Raw genomic sequence first — 14,007 nt, 5'->3', positions numbered from 1 at the left:
CCTCTGTTGTAGATCAAGGAATCGCCAGTCATTCTTTTCGGATAAGATTATTCGCTATTTAAATCATTGTGTTATGAAGAAATGAACATTTTGTGGGCGCTTACAATTTCCCGTAACTTCTCATCATTTCTGAATAAATGAATCAATTGGCCGGGATAATCTGCTGCGATATGCAGCAGATTATGGCGCTTCTTTGCGATCTGCGTCGCATTTCAGCACAGGATATCAGCGCAAAAAATCGGCTTATTCAACAACCAGACGGCCATGAAGCGGCTGAACCGGGCGGCTGTTTTCGTGGTGCATAGTGTGAGTGAATTTTTGCAGCTGTTCAGCAGAGACGGTCAGCGGATGCTTGAGCACCAACCATGTCACCCCTTCTGAGCACGGTGGCGTGGTCAGGGAGCCGCTAAAACGCCAGTAGGTTTTATCCGCAGGCAGTAATTTATTCATATCGAGGGTTGGCTTAATTGTAACGTTCTGGTCAACCTGTCCTGGCATCACGCCCCAGAGTTTATCCAGCTCAGTGTTTGCCGCGCCCTGATCGAACATAACGGCAACGACCGTCAGTTCGCCGTCAGCGTTTTTATGGACCAGATGCATTTCCATTGCGTATTTTTTACCGTGCACCGTGTTTTCGGATGGTGCATGGAAATGGAACTGCTGTAACGTCCAGCGCTGTTTATCAAGCGTGATGCTGTCGCGTGTATCGGCATTTTCACTCGCCTGGATAGTATGGCCGTTGTTTGTCAGAATGACCGGGCCGTCGATATAGTGCGTTTCCAGCGGAGAGATGTGGGCTTTGACCGTGTTGTCTATGTTGACCGGCGACTGATACATTCCGCTTTTACACGTCTTGTACGCCTCGTCCAGTTCGCCCCAGTGTTCCGGTGCGCCTTCTCCCTGATAGCTCCAGTGTGATGCGTAAGCCGTAGCCGAAATCATGCTCAGCGCCAGCAGCGCTGCCTTGCCTGAAATGTGTTTCATCGTATTCTTCCTGTGAATTTTATTATCCAAATCAATGATTAACATTATGATTTGTGAGGTTATTTTATCGAAGAAAGGATGAAGGGGGGAGAAAAAACCGAAGGGAAAAGGCGTGGTCAGACGACCACGCCAAAGGCTTATTTTTTACGACCGGTGATGCGACACCACTCTTCTTTCTCGACAACCGGGTCGAGCGCAAAGAGATCGGCGTAGGCTTCACAGACGCTGGCTGCCTGGCTGGCAAGGATACCGGACAGGCCCAGCAGACCGCCTTCAACCGGCAGCACGCTGATTAACGGCGCCAGCTCGCGTAACGGGCCAGCCAGGATATTCGCGACCACCACATCGGCTTTCATGGCCTCTGGCTGTGCATCGGGCAGATACAGTTCAAGGCGATCGGAAACGCCATTACGCTCGGCGTTATCACGGCTGGCCTGAATCGCCTGCGGATCGATGTCGATCCCGATGGCTTTTGCCGCGCCCAGTTTCAGCGCCGCGATAGCGAGGATCCCGGATCCGCAACCGAAGTCGATCACGGTTTTGCCTTCCAGATCCAGGCCATCCAGCCATTGCAGGCACAGGGAGGTTGTCGGGTGGGTACCGGTGCCGAACGCCAGACCCGGATCCAGCATTACGTTGACCGCATTTTCATCGGGAACGTCGCGCCAGCTTGGGCAGATCCACAGACGCTGACCAAACTGCATCGGATGGAAGTTGTCCATCCACTCGCGTTCCCAGTCTTTGTCTTCCAGCTGTTCGATTTTATGCGCGAAACCCGCGCCCAGCAGCGGATGGTTTTCCAGAATCGCCACGACCTCTTTCATGTCGGTTTCTGCATCGAACAGGCCGATAACGTCCGTATCACCCCACAGGCGCGTTTCGCCTGGTAGCGGCTCAAAGACCGGCGTGTCATGCGTGTCCTGGAACGTGATAGAGACCGAACCGGCCTCCATCAGCGCATCACTCAGTTCTTCGGCGTTCGCGCCGGTTGTGTTCAGTTTCAATTGGATCCACGGCATGGCAAAACTCTTTATTTATCAGTAGAAATCAGGGTGGCGGGTGGAACGGGACGGCCAAAACGGTTACCCACCACAAACGCCAGTAAACTTAACAGTAACGAAGGCACGATCGGGTGAAAGCCAAGATACTGAATTTTCAACGTGGCGAGAACGGCATACAGGACGCCCCCGACAATCATGCCGCTTAATGCACCCGCGGCATTCGCGCGTTCCCAGTACAGCCCCAGCACCAGCGGCCACAGGAAAACGGCTTCCAGCCCGCCAAAGGCGAGCAGGTTCAACCAGATGATCATCTCCGGTGGACGCCACGCGGCCAGCAGCAGCAACGCCCCCAGCACCAGGGTAATCACCGCCGACATGCGCTTGAGGCGTCGCTCATTTTCGACCTGTTCAGGGCGCAAATTCAGATAGAGATCTTTAATGATCGTAGCGGAACTTTGCAGCAACTGAGCGTTGATGGTCGACATAATGGCCGCCATGGGTGCGGCGAGGAAAATTCCGGCGGCAAACGGCGGAAGTACTTTCACCATCAGGGTTGGAATGACCAGATCCGGTACGGTAAGGTCAGGGATCACCGCGCGTCCCAGCGCGCCCGCCAGGTGCATACCAAACATCAGGATTGCCACCACAATTGTCCCGATAATAATCCCGCGGTGTACCGCTTTGCTGTCTTTATATGAGATGCAGCGCACGGCGGTATGCGGCAGGCCAATCACGCCAAAGCACACCAGCACCCAGAACGAGGTCATAAAGGTTGGAGAGAGGATGTCATCCGCCCCCTGCGGCGAGACCAGTTTCGGATCGATCGCTTCCAGGGTTTCAACCGCATGGCTCAGGCCCCCTGCGGCATGCACGATACCCACCAGCAGAACGAGAGTGCCAATAAGCATCACCATTCCCTGCATCGTGTCGTTCAGAACGCTGGCACGGAACCCGCCAAACGCGGTGTACAGCGCGATACTCACACCGAAAATGACCAGACCCGTCTCGTAGGGGATCCCGGCTGCCGTTTCCAGCAGACGTGCGCCGCCGATAAACTGCACCGTCATCGCACCAATAAACGCCACCAGCAGACTCAGGCTTGCCAGCCATACCAGCAAGCGACTCTGATAGCGGGCAAACAGCATATCGTTCAGCGTCACGGCATTGTAGCGACGGGCCAGAATGGCAAACTTTTTACCCAGTATGCCCAGAGAGAGCCAGATGGCAGGCAGCTGGATCATGGCCAGCAGTACCCAGCCCAGTCCGTACTTATAAGCGGCGCCCGGGCCACCGATAAACGAGCTGGCGCTGATGTAAGTAGCGGTCAGCGTCATGGCCAGCACGACGCCACCCATTGAGCGGCTCCCGAGGAAATACTCGTTCAGAAAGGTGCCGGTCGAACGTTTACGCATCGCATAAACCGACAGGCCAAACACCAGGAACAGGTAAGCGACAAGCGGCAGAATGACTTCAAGCTGCATCATCGTCCTCCAGGGAGATATCGCGATAGATGAATTTCACCATCGCCCAGCACAGCACAATAAACACCAGCGGCAGCAGCAGGCAGGCCATTTCAAACCAGTGCGGGAGGCCGGTAATGCCAATCGCTGAATCAGGTAAGTAAGCAGTTACTAACCATGCAGCGAGATAGAGAAGGGTCAGCCACAGCGCCCAGCGCGCTTCTTTATGGGCCTGAACAAAACGTTTGTCCATTTTTTGTCCCTTGTGGATGAAGAAAGCGGGGATTGTACATGATGGGGCTTTGCGATCCCCAGAAATAAAAAAGGCCGGATAATCCGGCCTTTTAGCAACACTGGTCTCTTACTTCTCGTTCAGACCAAGTTTTTTCTCCAGGTAGTGGATGTTAGTACCACCATTCTGGAAGTGCTCGTCGCTCATGATGCGCATCTGGAGATCTACGTTGGTTTTGATCCCGTCGATGATCAGCTCCTGAAGGGCGTTCTTCATGCGGGCAATGGCCACGTCACGGTTTTCGCCGTAGCAGATCAGCTTACCGATCATTGAGTCATAGTACGGCGGTACGGTGTAACCGGCGTAAATATGGGACTCCCAGCGCACACCAAAGCCACCCGGCGCGTGGAAACGCGTGATTTTACCCGGGCTTGGCAGGAAGGTGTTCGGGTCTTCGGCGTTGATACGGCACTCTACCGCATGGCCTTTAACCACAACTTCTTCCTGTTTGATGGACAGCGGCTGACCGGCTGCGATACGCAGCTGTTCTTTGATCAGGTCAACGCCGGTGATCATTTCGGTAACCGGATGTTCAACCTGAATACGGGTGTTCATCTCAATGAAGTAGAACTCGCCGTTTTCGAACAGGAACTCAAAGGTACCCGCCCCGCGATAGCCGATATCGACACACGCTTTGGCGCAACGCTCACCGATGTAGCGACGCAGTTCCGGCGTAATGCCCGGCGCTGGCGCTTCTTCGACGACTTTCTGGTGACGACGCTGCATGGAGCAGTCACGTTCAGCCAGATAGATCGCGTTGCCCTGACCGTCAGCCAGCACCTGAATTTCGATGTGGCGTGGGTTTTCCAGGTATTTTTCCATGTACACCATGTCATTGCTGAAAGCCGCTTTCGCTTCCGCTTTGGTCATGGAGATAGACTGCGCCAGTTCAGCATCGCTGCGTACAACGCGCATACCGCGACCGCCGCCGCCGCCAGACGCCTTGATGATAACCGGGTAGCCAATGCGTTTAGCATGGGCGCGGTTAGCATCCATATCGTCGGTCAGCGGGCCGTCAGAGCCCGGTACGGTTGGCACGCCGGCTTTTTTCATCGCGGTGATGGCAGACACTTTGTCACCCATCAGGCGAATGGTGTCGGCTTTCGGGCCAATGAAGATAAAGCCAGAGCGTTCAACCTGCTCAGCAAAGTTGGCGTTCTCAGAGAGGAAACCATAACCCGGGTGAATCGCGACCGCGCCAGTGATTTCGGCGGCGCTGATGATCGCCGGGATGTTCAGATAGCTTTTTACGGACGGAGCCGGACCGATACAGACCGTCTCATCCGCCAGCAATACGTGTTTTAAATCGCGATCCGCGCTTGAGTGCACGGCCACGGTCTTGATGCCCAGTTCTTTACAGGCACGAAGAATACGCAGTGCAATCTCGCCACGGTTGGCGATAACAATTTTATCCAGCATGTTCGCCTCGTTACTCGATGACGACCAGCGGCTCGTCAAATTCTACCGGCTGACCACTTTCGACCAGAATCGCTTTCACAGTACCTGATTTGTCTGCTTCGATCTGGTTCATCATTTTCATGGCTTCAACGATGCACAGGGTATCGCCTACGTTGACTTTCTGACCCACTTCGATGAACGCTTTCGCGTCCGGGCTCGGGGTGCGGTAGAAAGTACCAACCATTGGGGAACGTACGATGTGACCACTGATTTCTGCAGCTGCTGCAGGTGCGGCTTCTGCTGCTGGTGCAACGGCTGCGGAGAGCGCAGGCTGCTGCACTGGCGCAGCATAAGCTTGCTGCATTACCGGGAAGCTAGCGGCTGGGGCTGCACGGCTGATGCGTACAGACTCTTCGCCTTCAGAAATTTCCAGTTCGGAGATGCCTGATTCTTCAACCAGCTCGATCAGTTTTTTAATCTTACGAATATCCATGAGTGGGTTCCGTACTCTTGTTTAGTGTGATTGTGACAAGCGTTTTACCGCTGTCTGTAAAGCGTATGAATAGCCGTCTGCACCCAGCCCACATATCACGCCAGCGGCGATATCTGACAAGTAGGAATGGTGGCGGAACGGCTCTCGGGCGTGCACGTTACTCAGATGGATCTCGATAAACGGGATACTCACCGCGAGCAGTGCGTCGCGTATAGCAACACTGGTGTGCGTAAACGCGGCCGGATTGATCAGGATATAGTCCACAGTGTCTTTAGCCTGATGAATACGGTCGATGATTGCGTACTCCGCGTTTGACTGAAAATGGTCCAAATCCACATTCAGCGAGGCTGCTTCCGTACCCAGACGGTTAACAATTTCGCTCAATGTCAGCGTGCCGTACTTCTCTGGCTCACGGGTGCCGAGCATGTTCAGGTTCGGTCCGTTCAATACTAAAATTTGGAATTTGTCAGCCATTGTGCCGCTATCTCCTGCGATTTTCGGGTAAAAAACAACATATACCGTCAACACGCAATTGTCACCCTTTCAGAGGCCAAAAACCCCTGTCCGGAAAACCGAAGTCGCACATTATAACGATTTCGTAGCATTTGGCAGCTAAATACTGGTCTTATCAGGGAAGATTATCAACCGCTATCCGAAAAAGATTCGCGGCTGATAAATAATCTGCGGGAAAACGCACAGTTTCGTGGACTATCGTACCCACTGGCGGAACTTCTTGTAACGCCATGCTAAAAGGGCCAATGCCAGCAGGGTGTAGATGACCGGCTGAGGAGATAATATCTTCACCGACCACAGGTAATGGATGGGCGCAAGGATCGCGACAAGATAGACGAAGTTGTGCAGCAGTTGCCAGCGCCGTCCCATTTTTCGCTGCGCGTACTGCGTGGATGTCAGCGTCAGCGCCAGTAAAACCAGCCAGCTTACGATACCCAGCGTCAGATAAGGACGCGTAACCAGTTCGCTGCCAAGGAGTGCCAGGTTGTTAATGCCCAGTTCCAGCAGGGCGTAACTGGTGAGATGCAGCGTCGCCCAGGCAAAACACCATAGCCCCAAAAGCCGACGGGTACGTATTAGCAATGGCTGTTTAGCGTAGCGCGCAAGCGGTGAGACGAGCAAGGTCGCCAGCAAAAATTTCAGAGCCATCCGACCCGTAAAATGCTGAATATCTTTAGCCGGATCGGCACTGAACTGTCCCTGGCTGGCTGCCCAAAAGAGCCAGATAAAGGGGAGCAATCCGGCTAAATGCAGGAGTACCTTCAGCCAGGTTATCTGCTTTGCCGTTAAACGCACTTAGAAGTTCTCCCGTAAATTCAGCCCACGATAGAGGGATGCCACCTCATCTGCATAGCCGTTAAACAGCAGCGTTGGCTGGCGTTTAACATCCAGCGCGCCGCCGGAACCGATAAAACGTTCCGTCGCTTGCGACCAGCGTGGATGATCAACGTGCGGGTTAACGTTGGCAAAAAAACCATACTCATCTGGCGCTGCGAGGTTCCAGGTGGTGGGTGGGCGTTCACGGGTGAGCTTAATGCTGACGATCGATTTGATGCCCTTGAAACCGTATTTCCACGGTACGGTCAGGCGAATGGGCGCCCCGTTTTGCGGCGGCAGCGCTTTGCCGTAAACCCCGACGGTGAGCAGCGTAAGCGGATGCATGGCTTCGTCGAGACGTAAACCTTCAACGTAGGGATACTCCAGCCCGCCGCCGATAAACCGATCCTTCTGGCCTGGCATCTCGTCCGGGGCATAGCGCGTCTGGAAGGAAACATACTTCGCGTTGCTGGTGGGCTCAACCAGCGCCAGCAGTTTATGCAAAGGGAAACCTACCCACGGCACCACCATCGACCAGGCTTCCACACAGCGCATACGGTAAATGCGTTCTTCAAGTGGGAAGCGGGTGGTGAGGTCATGATGATCCAGCGTCAGCGGCTTTGCCACTTCGCCATCAATCTTCAGCGTCCAGGGATCGGTTTTCATGCTCCCGGCGTTGGCGGCAGGATCGGCCTTATCGAGCCCAAACTCATAGAAGTTGTTATAGCCGGTGACTTTATCTTCCGGCGTCAACGTCAGTTTATTCTGCCACTGCGCCGGTTTCGTGAAGTTAAGCGGTGCGCCAGAGGGGGCTTTCGGGCGGTCGTTGCCCTTAAACCAGTCGAGCAGATCGGCGTGGGCCGCAGGGGTGAGCGTCAGGGCAGTGGCGCTGATGCCAAGCATTTTCAGGATCTGGCGACGCTGTAGCATAAAGACAGACTCGGACGTTACGTCTGCTTCCGTCAGTTTTCGGGTTTTCATGGCATCCTCCGTCAGGCGTTTTTCTAAGCATGACGGAGGAGGAGGGTTAGCGCGAATATGTCACGAAAATTTGAAGATTAGGCGATTTTAACCAGCGCACGACCGTGGAACTGGTTGTCCATGATTTTATTGGCGTACTCTGGCGCCTGGCTCAGGGTAATCTCAGTGGCGCTCTGCTCATAGAATGAGGCTGGCAGATCCCGCGCCAGACGTTCCCAGGCCTCAGCCCGCCGCTCGGCTGGGGTCATGACCGAATCGACACCCTGAAGACGCACGTTACGCAGAATAAATGGCATCACCGTCGTCGGCAGGGCAAAACCACCCGCCAGACCACAGGCCGCCACGCAGCCACCGTAATTCATTTGCGCCAGTACCTTCGCCAGCACTTTGTCGCCGACGGTATCTACAGCGCCAGCCCAGACCTGTTTTTCCAGCGGACGGGTCTCGGCGAATTCGTCGCGGCTCAGAATACGGCTTGCGCCCAACTGACGTAGATAATCATGCGTACTTTCGCGGCCAGAGACGGCGGCGACCTGGTACCCCAGCTTGTGCAGCAGCGTGACGGCCGTGCTGCCCACGCCACCGCTGGCGCCGGTCACGACAATTTCGCCAGAGTCAGGACGGATCCCGGCCTCTTCCAGCGCCATCACGCAGAGCATGGCGGTGAAACCTGCCGTGCCGACGATCATCGCCTTACGGCCGTCCAGGCCTTTCGGCATCGGGACCAGCCAGTCACCTTTTACGCGCGCCTGCGCTGCCAGTCCTCCCCAGTGGTTTTCACCTACGCCCCAGCCGGTGAGCAGTACCTGCTGTCCGGCGTGAAAACGCGGATCTTCACTGGTATGCACGCGGCCAGCCAAGTCGATGCCTGGCACCATTGGGAAATTTCGGATGATTTTACCTTTTCCCGTAATGGCCAGTGCATCTTTATAGTTCAGACTTGACCAGTCGATATCTACGGTCACGTCGCCCTCCGGCAGGCGGCTCTCGTCAATGGCTTGCACCGAGGCAACGGTTTTGCCGTCCTGCTGTTCTAAGATCAAAGCCTGCATACAGGGTCCTCACTAGGATTGATGATGGGAAAATATGTACTGAAGACTATACTCGCTCAATGAAACGCAGTGCCGATTTAACGCAATAAATTGCCAGATACACCAGGTTTGGTAGTATGCCGCATTTGAAATGCAAGTTAGCGCTCACTTGCGACCCCTTCAACCCACGGAGTAATCTCAAGGATGCGATTAACGACGAAGTTCTCAGCTTTTATCACCTTGCTGACGGGACTGACCATATTTGTCACGCTAATCGGCTGCTCGCTGAGCTTTTATAATGCCATCCAGGATAAGCTGGTTAACCGGGTAGAATCGGTTGCATCGGTTATCGACACTCGCCTGATTACAACCTCCTTCCCGGCACTTTCGCGTGAACTGGATGAGTTAATGGTGCCTGTGGATATAGTGCAGATCGACATTAAACAGGGGAAGCAGACCGTTTTCAGCCATACCCGTCAGGGCAGCTACCGTCCTGCCGGCACGGTAGATCAGTATCGGGACATAACGGTACGCTCACTTAAACATCCGGGTATGACAATCCATCTGATGTACCAGGACCCGATGAGCAACTATTTACGCTCGCTCATGACCACCGCGCCCTTAACCATCGCCGTAGCCTTGATCGTCCTGCTGATTTTCCTCGCCGTTCGCTGGCAGCGTCGTCAACTTTCCGGCCAGGAACTGCTGGAAACACGCTCGGTGCGAATACTGAATGGCGAGCGGGGTCCGCAGGTACGGGGATCGGTTTATGAATGGCCATCACGTACCAGTAGCGCCCTGGACGTGCTGCTCTCCGAAATCCAGTTTGCCAGCGATCAGCGTAGCCGTATGGACACGTTGATTCGCTCCTACGCCGCGCAGGATAACAAAACGGGCCTTAACAACCGTCTCTTCTTTGATAATCAGCTGGCTACGCTTCTTGATGATCCCGAAAAGGTGGGGACGCATGGCGTGGTAATGATGATTCGCCTGCCCGACTTCGATCTGCTCCGTGATACCTGGGGCCAGCGCGTGGCGGAAGAGAACCTCTTCACGCTGATTAACCTGCTATCCACCTTTATTATGCGCTACCCCGGCGCGTTACTGGCACGCTACCACCGCAGCGACTTTGCCGTCTTGCTGCCGCATCGCACCTTAAAGGAGTCCGAGAGTATCGCCAGCCAGCTGTTGAAAGCCGTCGATGCGCTACCCCAGAGCAAAATGCTCGACCGCGACGACATGGTGCATATGGGCATCTGTGCCTGGCGCGGCGGTCAGTCGACGGAGCAGGTGATGGAACATGCAGAAGCGGCCACGCGCAACGCCGTATTGCAGGGGGCGAACGGCTGGGCGGTCTATGATGATACGCTACCGGAAAAAGGGCGCGGCAACGTACGCTGGCGAACCCTGATTGAACAGATGCTGAGCCGGGGTGGACCGCGCATCTATCAAAAACCGGCGGTCATAAAAAATGGTCATGTCCATCATCGTGAGCTGATGTGCCGTATTTTTGATGGGACCGAGGAGGTTATCTCCGCAGAGTATTTGCCGATGGTGCTGCAATTCGGATTGTCCGAAGAGTATGACCGCCAGCAAATCACCCGCCTCATTCCGTTTTTATCGTACTGGCCTGAAGAAAATCTGGCTTTACAGGTGACCGTCGAATCGCTGATCCGTCCGCGTTTTCAGCGTTGGTTACGTGACACGTTAATGCAATGCGAAAAATCGCAACGCAAACGCATTATTTTGAACTTGCAGAGGCAGATGTAGGTCAACACATCAGCCGGTTGCGCTCGGTTGTGCGTTTAATCAATGCGCTTGGGGCTCGCGTGGCGGTAACACAGGCGGGTCTTACCCTGGTCAGCACCAGCTGGATCAAAGAGCTGGATGTCGAATTATTGAAGCTGCATCCGGGTCTGGTAAGGAATATCGAAAAGCGCACGGAAAACCAGCTGCTGGTACAAAGCCTGGTGGAGGCGTGCAAAGGAACGCAAACGCAAGTATTTGCCGCAGGCGTACGTTCACGCAGTGAATGGCAGATGTTGACAGAGCGCGGCGTGACGGGCGGTCAGGGGGATTTTTTTGCCGCCTCTCAGCCGCTTGACACCAATGTGAAAAAATATTTGCAAAGATACTCTGTTTGACCTGCCGTTTACTTTGTTTTCACGTAGAATATCGCGCCTGTAGCTTTGAGTAAGACGAGCATAAAAGCCAGTGAACGACCTTTTATAGGTTACAAGTGAAAGTGAGGGACGCTGCTGTTTACTCAGCCCTGAGGGATTCAGGGGATGAATTTGTAACAAAGGAAACGTGCTGCACTAATTTTCACCGTAGCAGACGATTTTTGCGCCTTGTCGCTGCTGCGTGTGGTTGGTAAAGTAAGCGGATTTTGTTTTCCGCCCCAGCTTTCAGGATTATCCCTTAGTATGTTGAAAAAATTTCGTGGCATGTTTTCCAATGACCTGTCCATTGACCTGGGTACCGCGAATACCCTTATCTATGTAAAAGGACAAGGCATCGTATTGAATGAGCCTTCCGTTGTGGCCATTCGTCAGGATCGTGCTGGCTCGCCAAAAAGCGTGGCCGCAGTAGGCCATGATGCGAAGCAGATGCTGGGCCGTACGCCGGGCAACATTGCCGCGATCCGCCCAATGAAAGATGGCGTTATTGCTGACTTCTTCGTGACCGAAAAAATGCTTCAGCACTTCATCAAGCAGGTTCACAGCAACAGCTTTATGCGCCCAAGCCCGCGCGTACTGGTGTGTGTGCCGGTTGGCGCAACCCAGGTTGAACGCCGTGCAATCCGTGAATCCGCTCAGGGTGCCGGTGCGCGTGAAGTGTTCCTGATTGAAGAACCGATGGCTGCGGCAATTGGTGCGGGTCTGCCGGTTTCTGAAGCAACTGGTTCTATGGTGGTGGATATCGGTGGCGGTACCACTGAAGTGGCCGTTATCTCCCTGAACGGCGTGGTGTACTCCTCTTCCGTGCGTATCGGCGGCGACCGTTTCGACGAAGCCATCATCAATTACGTTCGCCGTAACTACGGCTCTCTGATCGGTGAAGCGACCGCAGAGCGCATCAAGCATGAAATCGGTTCTGCCTATCCGGGTGATGAAGTTCGCGAGATCGAAGTTCGCGGTCGTAACCTGGCAGAAGGCGTGCCACGCGGATTCACCCTGAACTCCAACGAAATCCTGGAAGCGTTGCAGGAGCCGCTGACCGGCATCGTGAGCGCGGTGATGGTTGCGCTGGAACAGTGCCCGCCAGAGCTGGCCTCCGATATCTCCGAGCGCGGTATGGTTCTGACCGGTGGTGGTGCGCTGCTGCGTAACCTCGACCGCCTGTTAATGGAAGAGACAGGTATTCCTGTCGTAGTTGCAGAAGATCCACTGACTTGCGTCGCCCGTGGTGGTGGCAAGGCGCTGGAAATGATCGACATGCACGGCGGCGACTTGTTTAGCGAAGAGTAGTCGGGTGTGAGAGGGTAGCAAATGGCTACCCTTTCTCTCTGACGCGAGAATACGCATAGCCTATGAAGCCAATTTTTAGCCGTGGCCCGTCGCTACAGTTTCGCCTGATCCTGGCGGTTCTGGTGGCGCTCGGGGTCATTATTGCCGATAGCCGCCTCGGTACGTTCAGCCAGATCCGAACGTACATGGATACCGCCGTCAGTCCTTTCTACTTTATTTCAAATGGTCCCCGTGAACTGCTCGACTCCGTGTCGCAAACGCTTTCATCGCGTGACCAGCTCGAACTCGAAAACCGTGCATTACGCCAGGAACTGCTGCTGAAAAACAGCGAGCTACTGATGCTGGGGCAATATAAGCAGGAAAACGCGCGTCTGCGGGAACTGCTTGGCTCGCCGCTGCGCCAGGATGAACAGAAAATGGTCACCCAGGTGATCTCCACCGTAAACGATCCATACAGCGATCAGGTGGTGATTGATAAAGGCAGCGTGAACGGCGTATACGAAGGTCAGCCTGTCATCAGCGATAAAGGCGTTGTGGGCCAGGTCGTGGCGGTTGCCAAACTGACCAGCCGTGTGCTGCTGATTTGCGATGCCACCCATGCACTGCCGATTCAGGTGCTGCGTAACGATATTCGCGTAATTGCCGCCGGTAATGGTTGTACGGACGATCTGCAACTGGAACACCTGCCCGCCAACACGGATATCCGCGTGGGTGACGTGCTGGTGACGTCTGGTCTGGGCGGTCGTTTCCCTGAAGGCTACCCGGTTGCGGTTGTCTCTTCCGTGAAGCTCGACACTCAACGTGCCTACACCGTGATCCAGGCGCGTCCAACGGCTGGCTTGCAGCGTTTACGCTACCTGCTGCTGCTATGGGGCGCCGATCGCAACGGCGCTAACCCGATGACGCCGGAAGATGTGCATCGCGTGGCCAATGAGCGCCTGATGCAGATGATGCCGCAGGTGCTGCCTGCGCCGGATGCAATGGGGCCACCTGCGCCCGTACCGGCTCCGGCGACGGGGTTAACGCAGCCGCTACCGGATGCGCCGCCACCGCCGCAAGTCTCGGGTGGAGGGCAGTAGTGGCCAGTTATCGTAGCCAGGGGCGCTGGGTAATCTGGCTCTCATTCCTCGTTGCATTGTTGCTGCAAATTATGCCCTGGCCGGACGACATTCTTGTTTTCCGGCCAAACTGGGTATTACTCATTTTGCTCTACTGGATCCTTGCCCTGCCGCACCGCGTAAATGTCGGCACAGGTTTTGTGATGGGTGCCATACTGGATCTTATCAGTGGCTCTACGCTTGGCGTCCGCGCCTTATCCATGAGCATTATTGCGTATCTCGTTGCACTCAAATTCCAGCTCTTTCGTAACCTTGCGCTCTGGCAACAGGCGCTGGTGGTGATGTTGTTGTCGCTCGCTGCGGATATCGTTGTTTTCTGGGCAGAGTTTTTAGTGATCAACGTCTCTTTCCGACCGGAAGTGTTCTGGAGTAGTGTAGTAAACGGTGTGCTCTGGCCGTGGCTGTTCCTGCTGATGCGTAAAATTCGCCAGCAGTTTGCCGTGCAATAAA

General features: G+C 54.7%; 13 protein-coding genes and 1 pseudogene. 4 read left to right on the top strand and 10 right to left on the bottom strand.

Annotated features, from left to right (window positions below):
• Positions 1-243: 243 nt before the first annotated feature.
• From L3069_RS20365 to L3069_RS20320, 10 genes are all read right to left on the bottom strand, one after another.
• A complete protein-coding gene (locus L3069_RS20365) occupies positions 244-984 on the bottom strand; it encodes a carbonic anhydrase (protein WP_038416814.1) in 741 nt (246 codons plus the stop codon).
• A gap of 137 nt (positions 985-1,121) precedes the next feature.
• Positions 1,122-2,003 carry a 50S ribosomal protein L11 methyltransferase gene (prmA, locus tag L3069_RS20360; protein ID WP_038416812.1) on the bottom strand — a complete coding sequence of 294 codons (882 nt, stop codon included), beginning with the start codon at positions 2,001-2,003 and terminating at the stop codon, positions 1,122-1,124.
• An 11-nt stretch (positions 2,004-2,014) separates the two neighbouring features.
• Positions 2,015-3,466, bottom strand: a complete 1,452-nt coding sequence (panF, locus tag L3069_RS20355) for a sodium/pantothenate symporter (RefSeq protein WP_022649570.1) — start codon at positions 3,464-3,466, stop codon at positions 2,015-2,017.
• Positions 3,456-3,698, bottom strand: a complete 243-nt coding sequence (locus L3069_RS20350; RefSeq protein WP_022649569.1) for a YhdT family protein — start codon at positions 3,696-3,698, stop codon at positions 3,456-3,458. The genes panF and L3069_RS20350 overlap by 11 nt, the downstream gene beginning before the upstream one ends.
• A gap of 108 nt (positions 3,699-3,806) precedes the next feature.
• Positions 3,807-5,156: an acetyl-CoA carboxylase biotin carboxylase subunit gene (gene accC, locus L3069_RS20345; RefSeq protein ID WP_003860388.1), complete on the bottom strand. Its 1,350-nt coding sequence runs from the start codon at positions 5,154-5,156 to the stop codon at positions 3,807-3,809.
• Positions 5,157-5,166: 10 nt separating this feature from the next.
• Positions 5,167-5,628 (bottom strand): acetyl-CoA carboxylase biotin carboxyl carrier protein, encoded by a 462-nt coding sequence (accB, locus tag L3069_RS20340; RefSeq protein WP_010436174.1) that lies wholly within the window; start codon positions 5,626-5,628, stop codon positions 5,167-5,169.
• A gap of 21 nt (positions 5,629-5,649) precedes the next feature.
• On the bottom strand, positions 5,650-6,102 hold the full coding sequence (aroQ, locus tag L3069_RS20335; protein WP_022649568.1) for a type II 3-dehydroquinate dehydratase: 453 nt from the start codon (positions 6,100-6,102) through the stop codon (positions 5,650-5,652).
• Positions 6,103-6,336: 234 nt separating this feature from the next.
• Complete coding sequence (msrQ, locus tag L3069_RS20330) at positions 6,337-6,936, bottom strand: protein-methionine-sulfoxide reductase heme-binding subunit MsrQ (RefSeq protein WP_038416810.1); 600 nt, start codon at positions 6,934-6,936, stop codon at positions 6,337-6,339.
• Complete coding sequence (gene msrP / locus L3069_RS20325; RefSeq protein WP_032626457.1) at positions 6,937-7,938, bottom strand: protein-methionine-sulfoxide reductase catalytic subunit MsrP; 1,002 nt, start codon at positions 7,936-7,938, stop codon at positions 6,937-6,939.
• A 77-nt stretch (positions 7,939-8,015) separates the two neighbouring features.
• A complete protein-coding gene (locus L3069_RS20320) occupies positions 8,016-8,990 on the bottom strand; it encodes an MDR family oxidoreductase (protein WP_023298743.1) in 975 nt (324 codons plus the stop codon).
• 183 nt (positions 8,991-9,173) lie between these two features.
• Between L3069_RS20320 and csrD the strand changes: the two are divergent.
• The 4 genes and pseudogenes from csrD (at position 9,174) to mreD (ending at position 14,006) form a co-directional block, all read left to right on the top strand.
• Positions 9,174-11,113 (top strand): annotated as a pseudogene (gene csrD, locus L3069_RS20315) (RNase E specificity factor CsrD).
• Between the two features lie 282 nt (positions 11,114-11,395).
• Positions 11,396-12,439, top strand: coding sequence for a rod shape-determining protein MreB (gene mreB / locus L3069_RS20310; RefSeq protein ID WP_000913396.1), 1,044 nt, complete (start codon positions 11,396-11,398; stop codon positions 12,437-12,439).
• A 62-nt stretch (positions 12,440-12,501) separates the two neighbouring features.
• Positions 12,502-13,518, top strand: coding sequence for a rod shape-determining protein MreC (gene mreC, locus L3069_RS20305; RefSeq protein WP_003860400.1), 1,017 nt, complete (start codon positions 12,502-12,504; stop codon positions 13,516-13,518).
• Positions 13,518-14,006: a rod shape-determining protein MreD gene (mreD, locus tag L3069_RS20300; RefSeq protein ID WP_003860402.1), complete on the top strand. Its 489-nt coding sequence runs from the start codon at positions 13,518-13,520 to the stop codon at positions 14,004-14,006. Before mreC ends, mreD begins: the two co-directional genes overlap by 1 nt.
• The last annotated feature ends 1 nt before the right edge of the window (position 14,007 follow it).

Origin of the sequence: Enterobacter cloacae complex sp. ECL411, from assembly GCF_021869665.1 — a bacterium.
Lineage (GTDB): Bacteria > Pseudomonadota > Gammaproteobacteria > Enterobacterales > Enterobacteriaceae > Enterobacter > Enterobacter intestinihominis.
The sequence above is the reverse complement of the archived record's forward strand: the minus strand, read 5'-3'. Positions and strand labels throughout refer to the sequence as shown.

What these genes read in the sequence shown, in the direction of transcription:
- L3069_RS20350 (WP_022649569.1), bottom strand. Translation starts at nt 3,698, where the DNA reads ATGGACAAACGTTTTGTTCAGGCCCATAAAGAAGCGCGCTGGGCGCTG.
- panF (WP_022649570.1), bottom strand. Translation starts at nt 3,466, where the DNA reads ATGCAGCTTGAAGTCATTCTGCCGCTTGTCGCTTACCTGTTCCTGGTG.
- mreB (WP_000913396.1), top strand. Translation starts at nt 11,396, where the DNA reads ATGTTGAAAAAATTTCGTGGCATGTTTTCCAATGACCTGTCCATTGAC.
- msrP (WP_032626457.1), bottom strand. Translation starts at nt 7,938, where the DNA reads ATGAAAACCCGAAAACTGACGGAAGCAGACGTAACGTCCGAGTCTGTC.
- accC (WP_003860388.1), bottom strand. Translation starts at nt 5,156, where the DNA reads ATGCTGGATAAAATTGTTATCGCCAACCGTGGCGAGATTGCACTGCGT.
- mreC (WP_003860400.1), top strand. Translation starts at nt 12,502, where the DNA reads ATGAAGCCAATTTTTAGCCGTGGCCCGTCGCTACAGTTTCGCCTGATC.
- aroQ (WP_022649568.1), bottom strand. Translation starts at nt 6,102, where the DNA reads ATGGCTGACAAATTCCAAATTTTAGTATTGAACGGACCGAACCTGAAC.
- accB (WP_010436174.1), bottom strand. Translation starts at nt 5,628, where the DNA reads ATGGATATTCGTAAGATTAAAAAACTGATCGAGCTGGTTGAAGAATCA.
- prmA (WP_038416812.1), bottom strand. Translation starts at nt 2,003, where the DNA reads ATGCCGTGGATCCAATTGAAACTGAACACAACCGGCGCGAACGCCGAA.
- L3069_RS20320 (WP_023298743.1), bottom strand. Translation starts at nt 8,990, where the DNA reads ATGCAGGCTTTGATCTTAGAACAGCAGGACGGCAAAACCGTTGCCTCG.
- L3069_RS20365 (WP_038416814.1), bottom strand. Translation starts at nt 984, where the DNA reads ATGAAACACATTTCAGGCAAGGCAGCGCTGCTGGCGCTGAGCATGATT.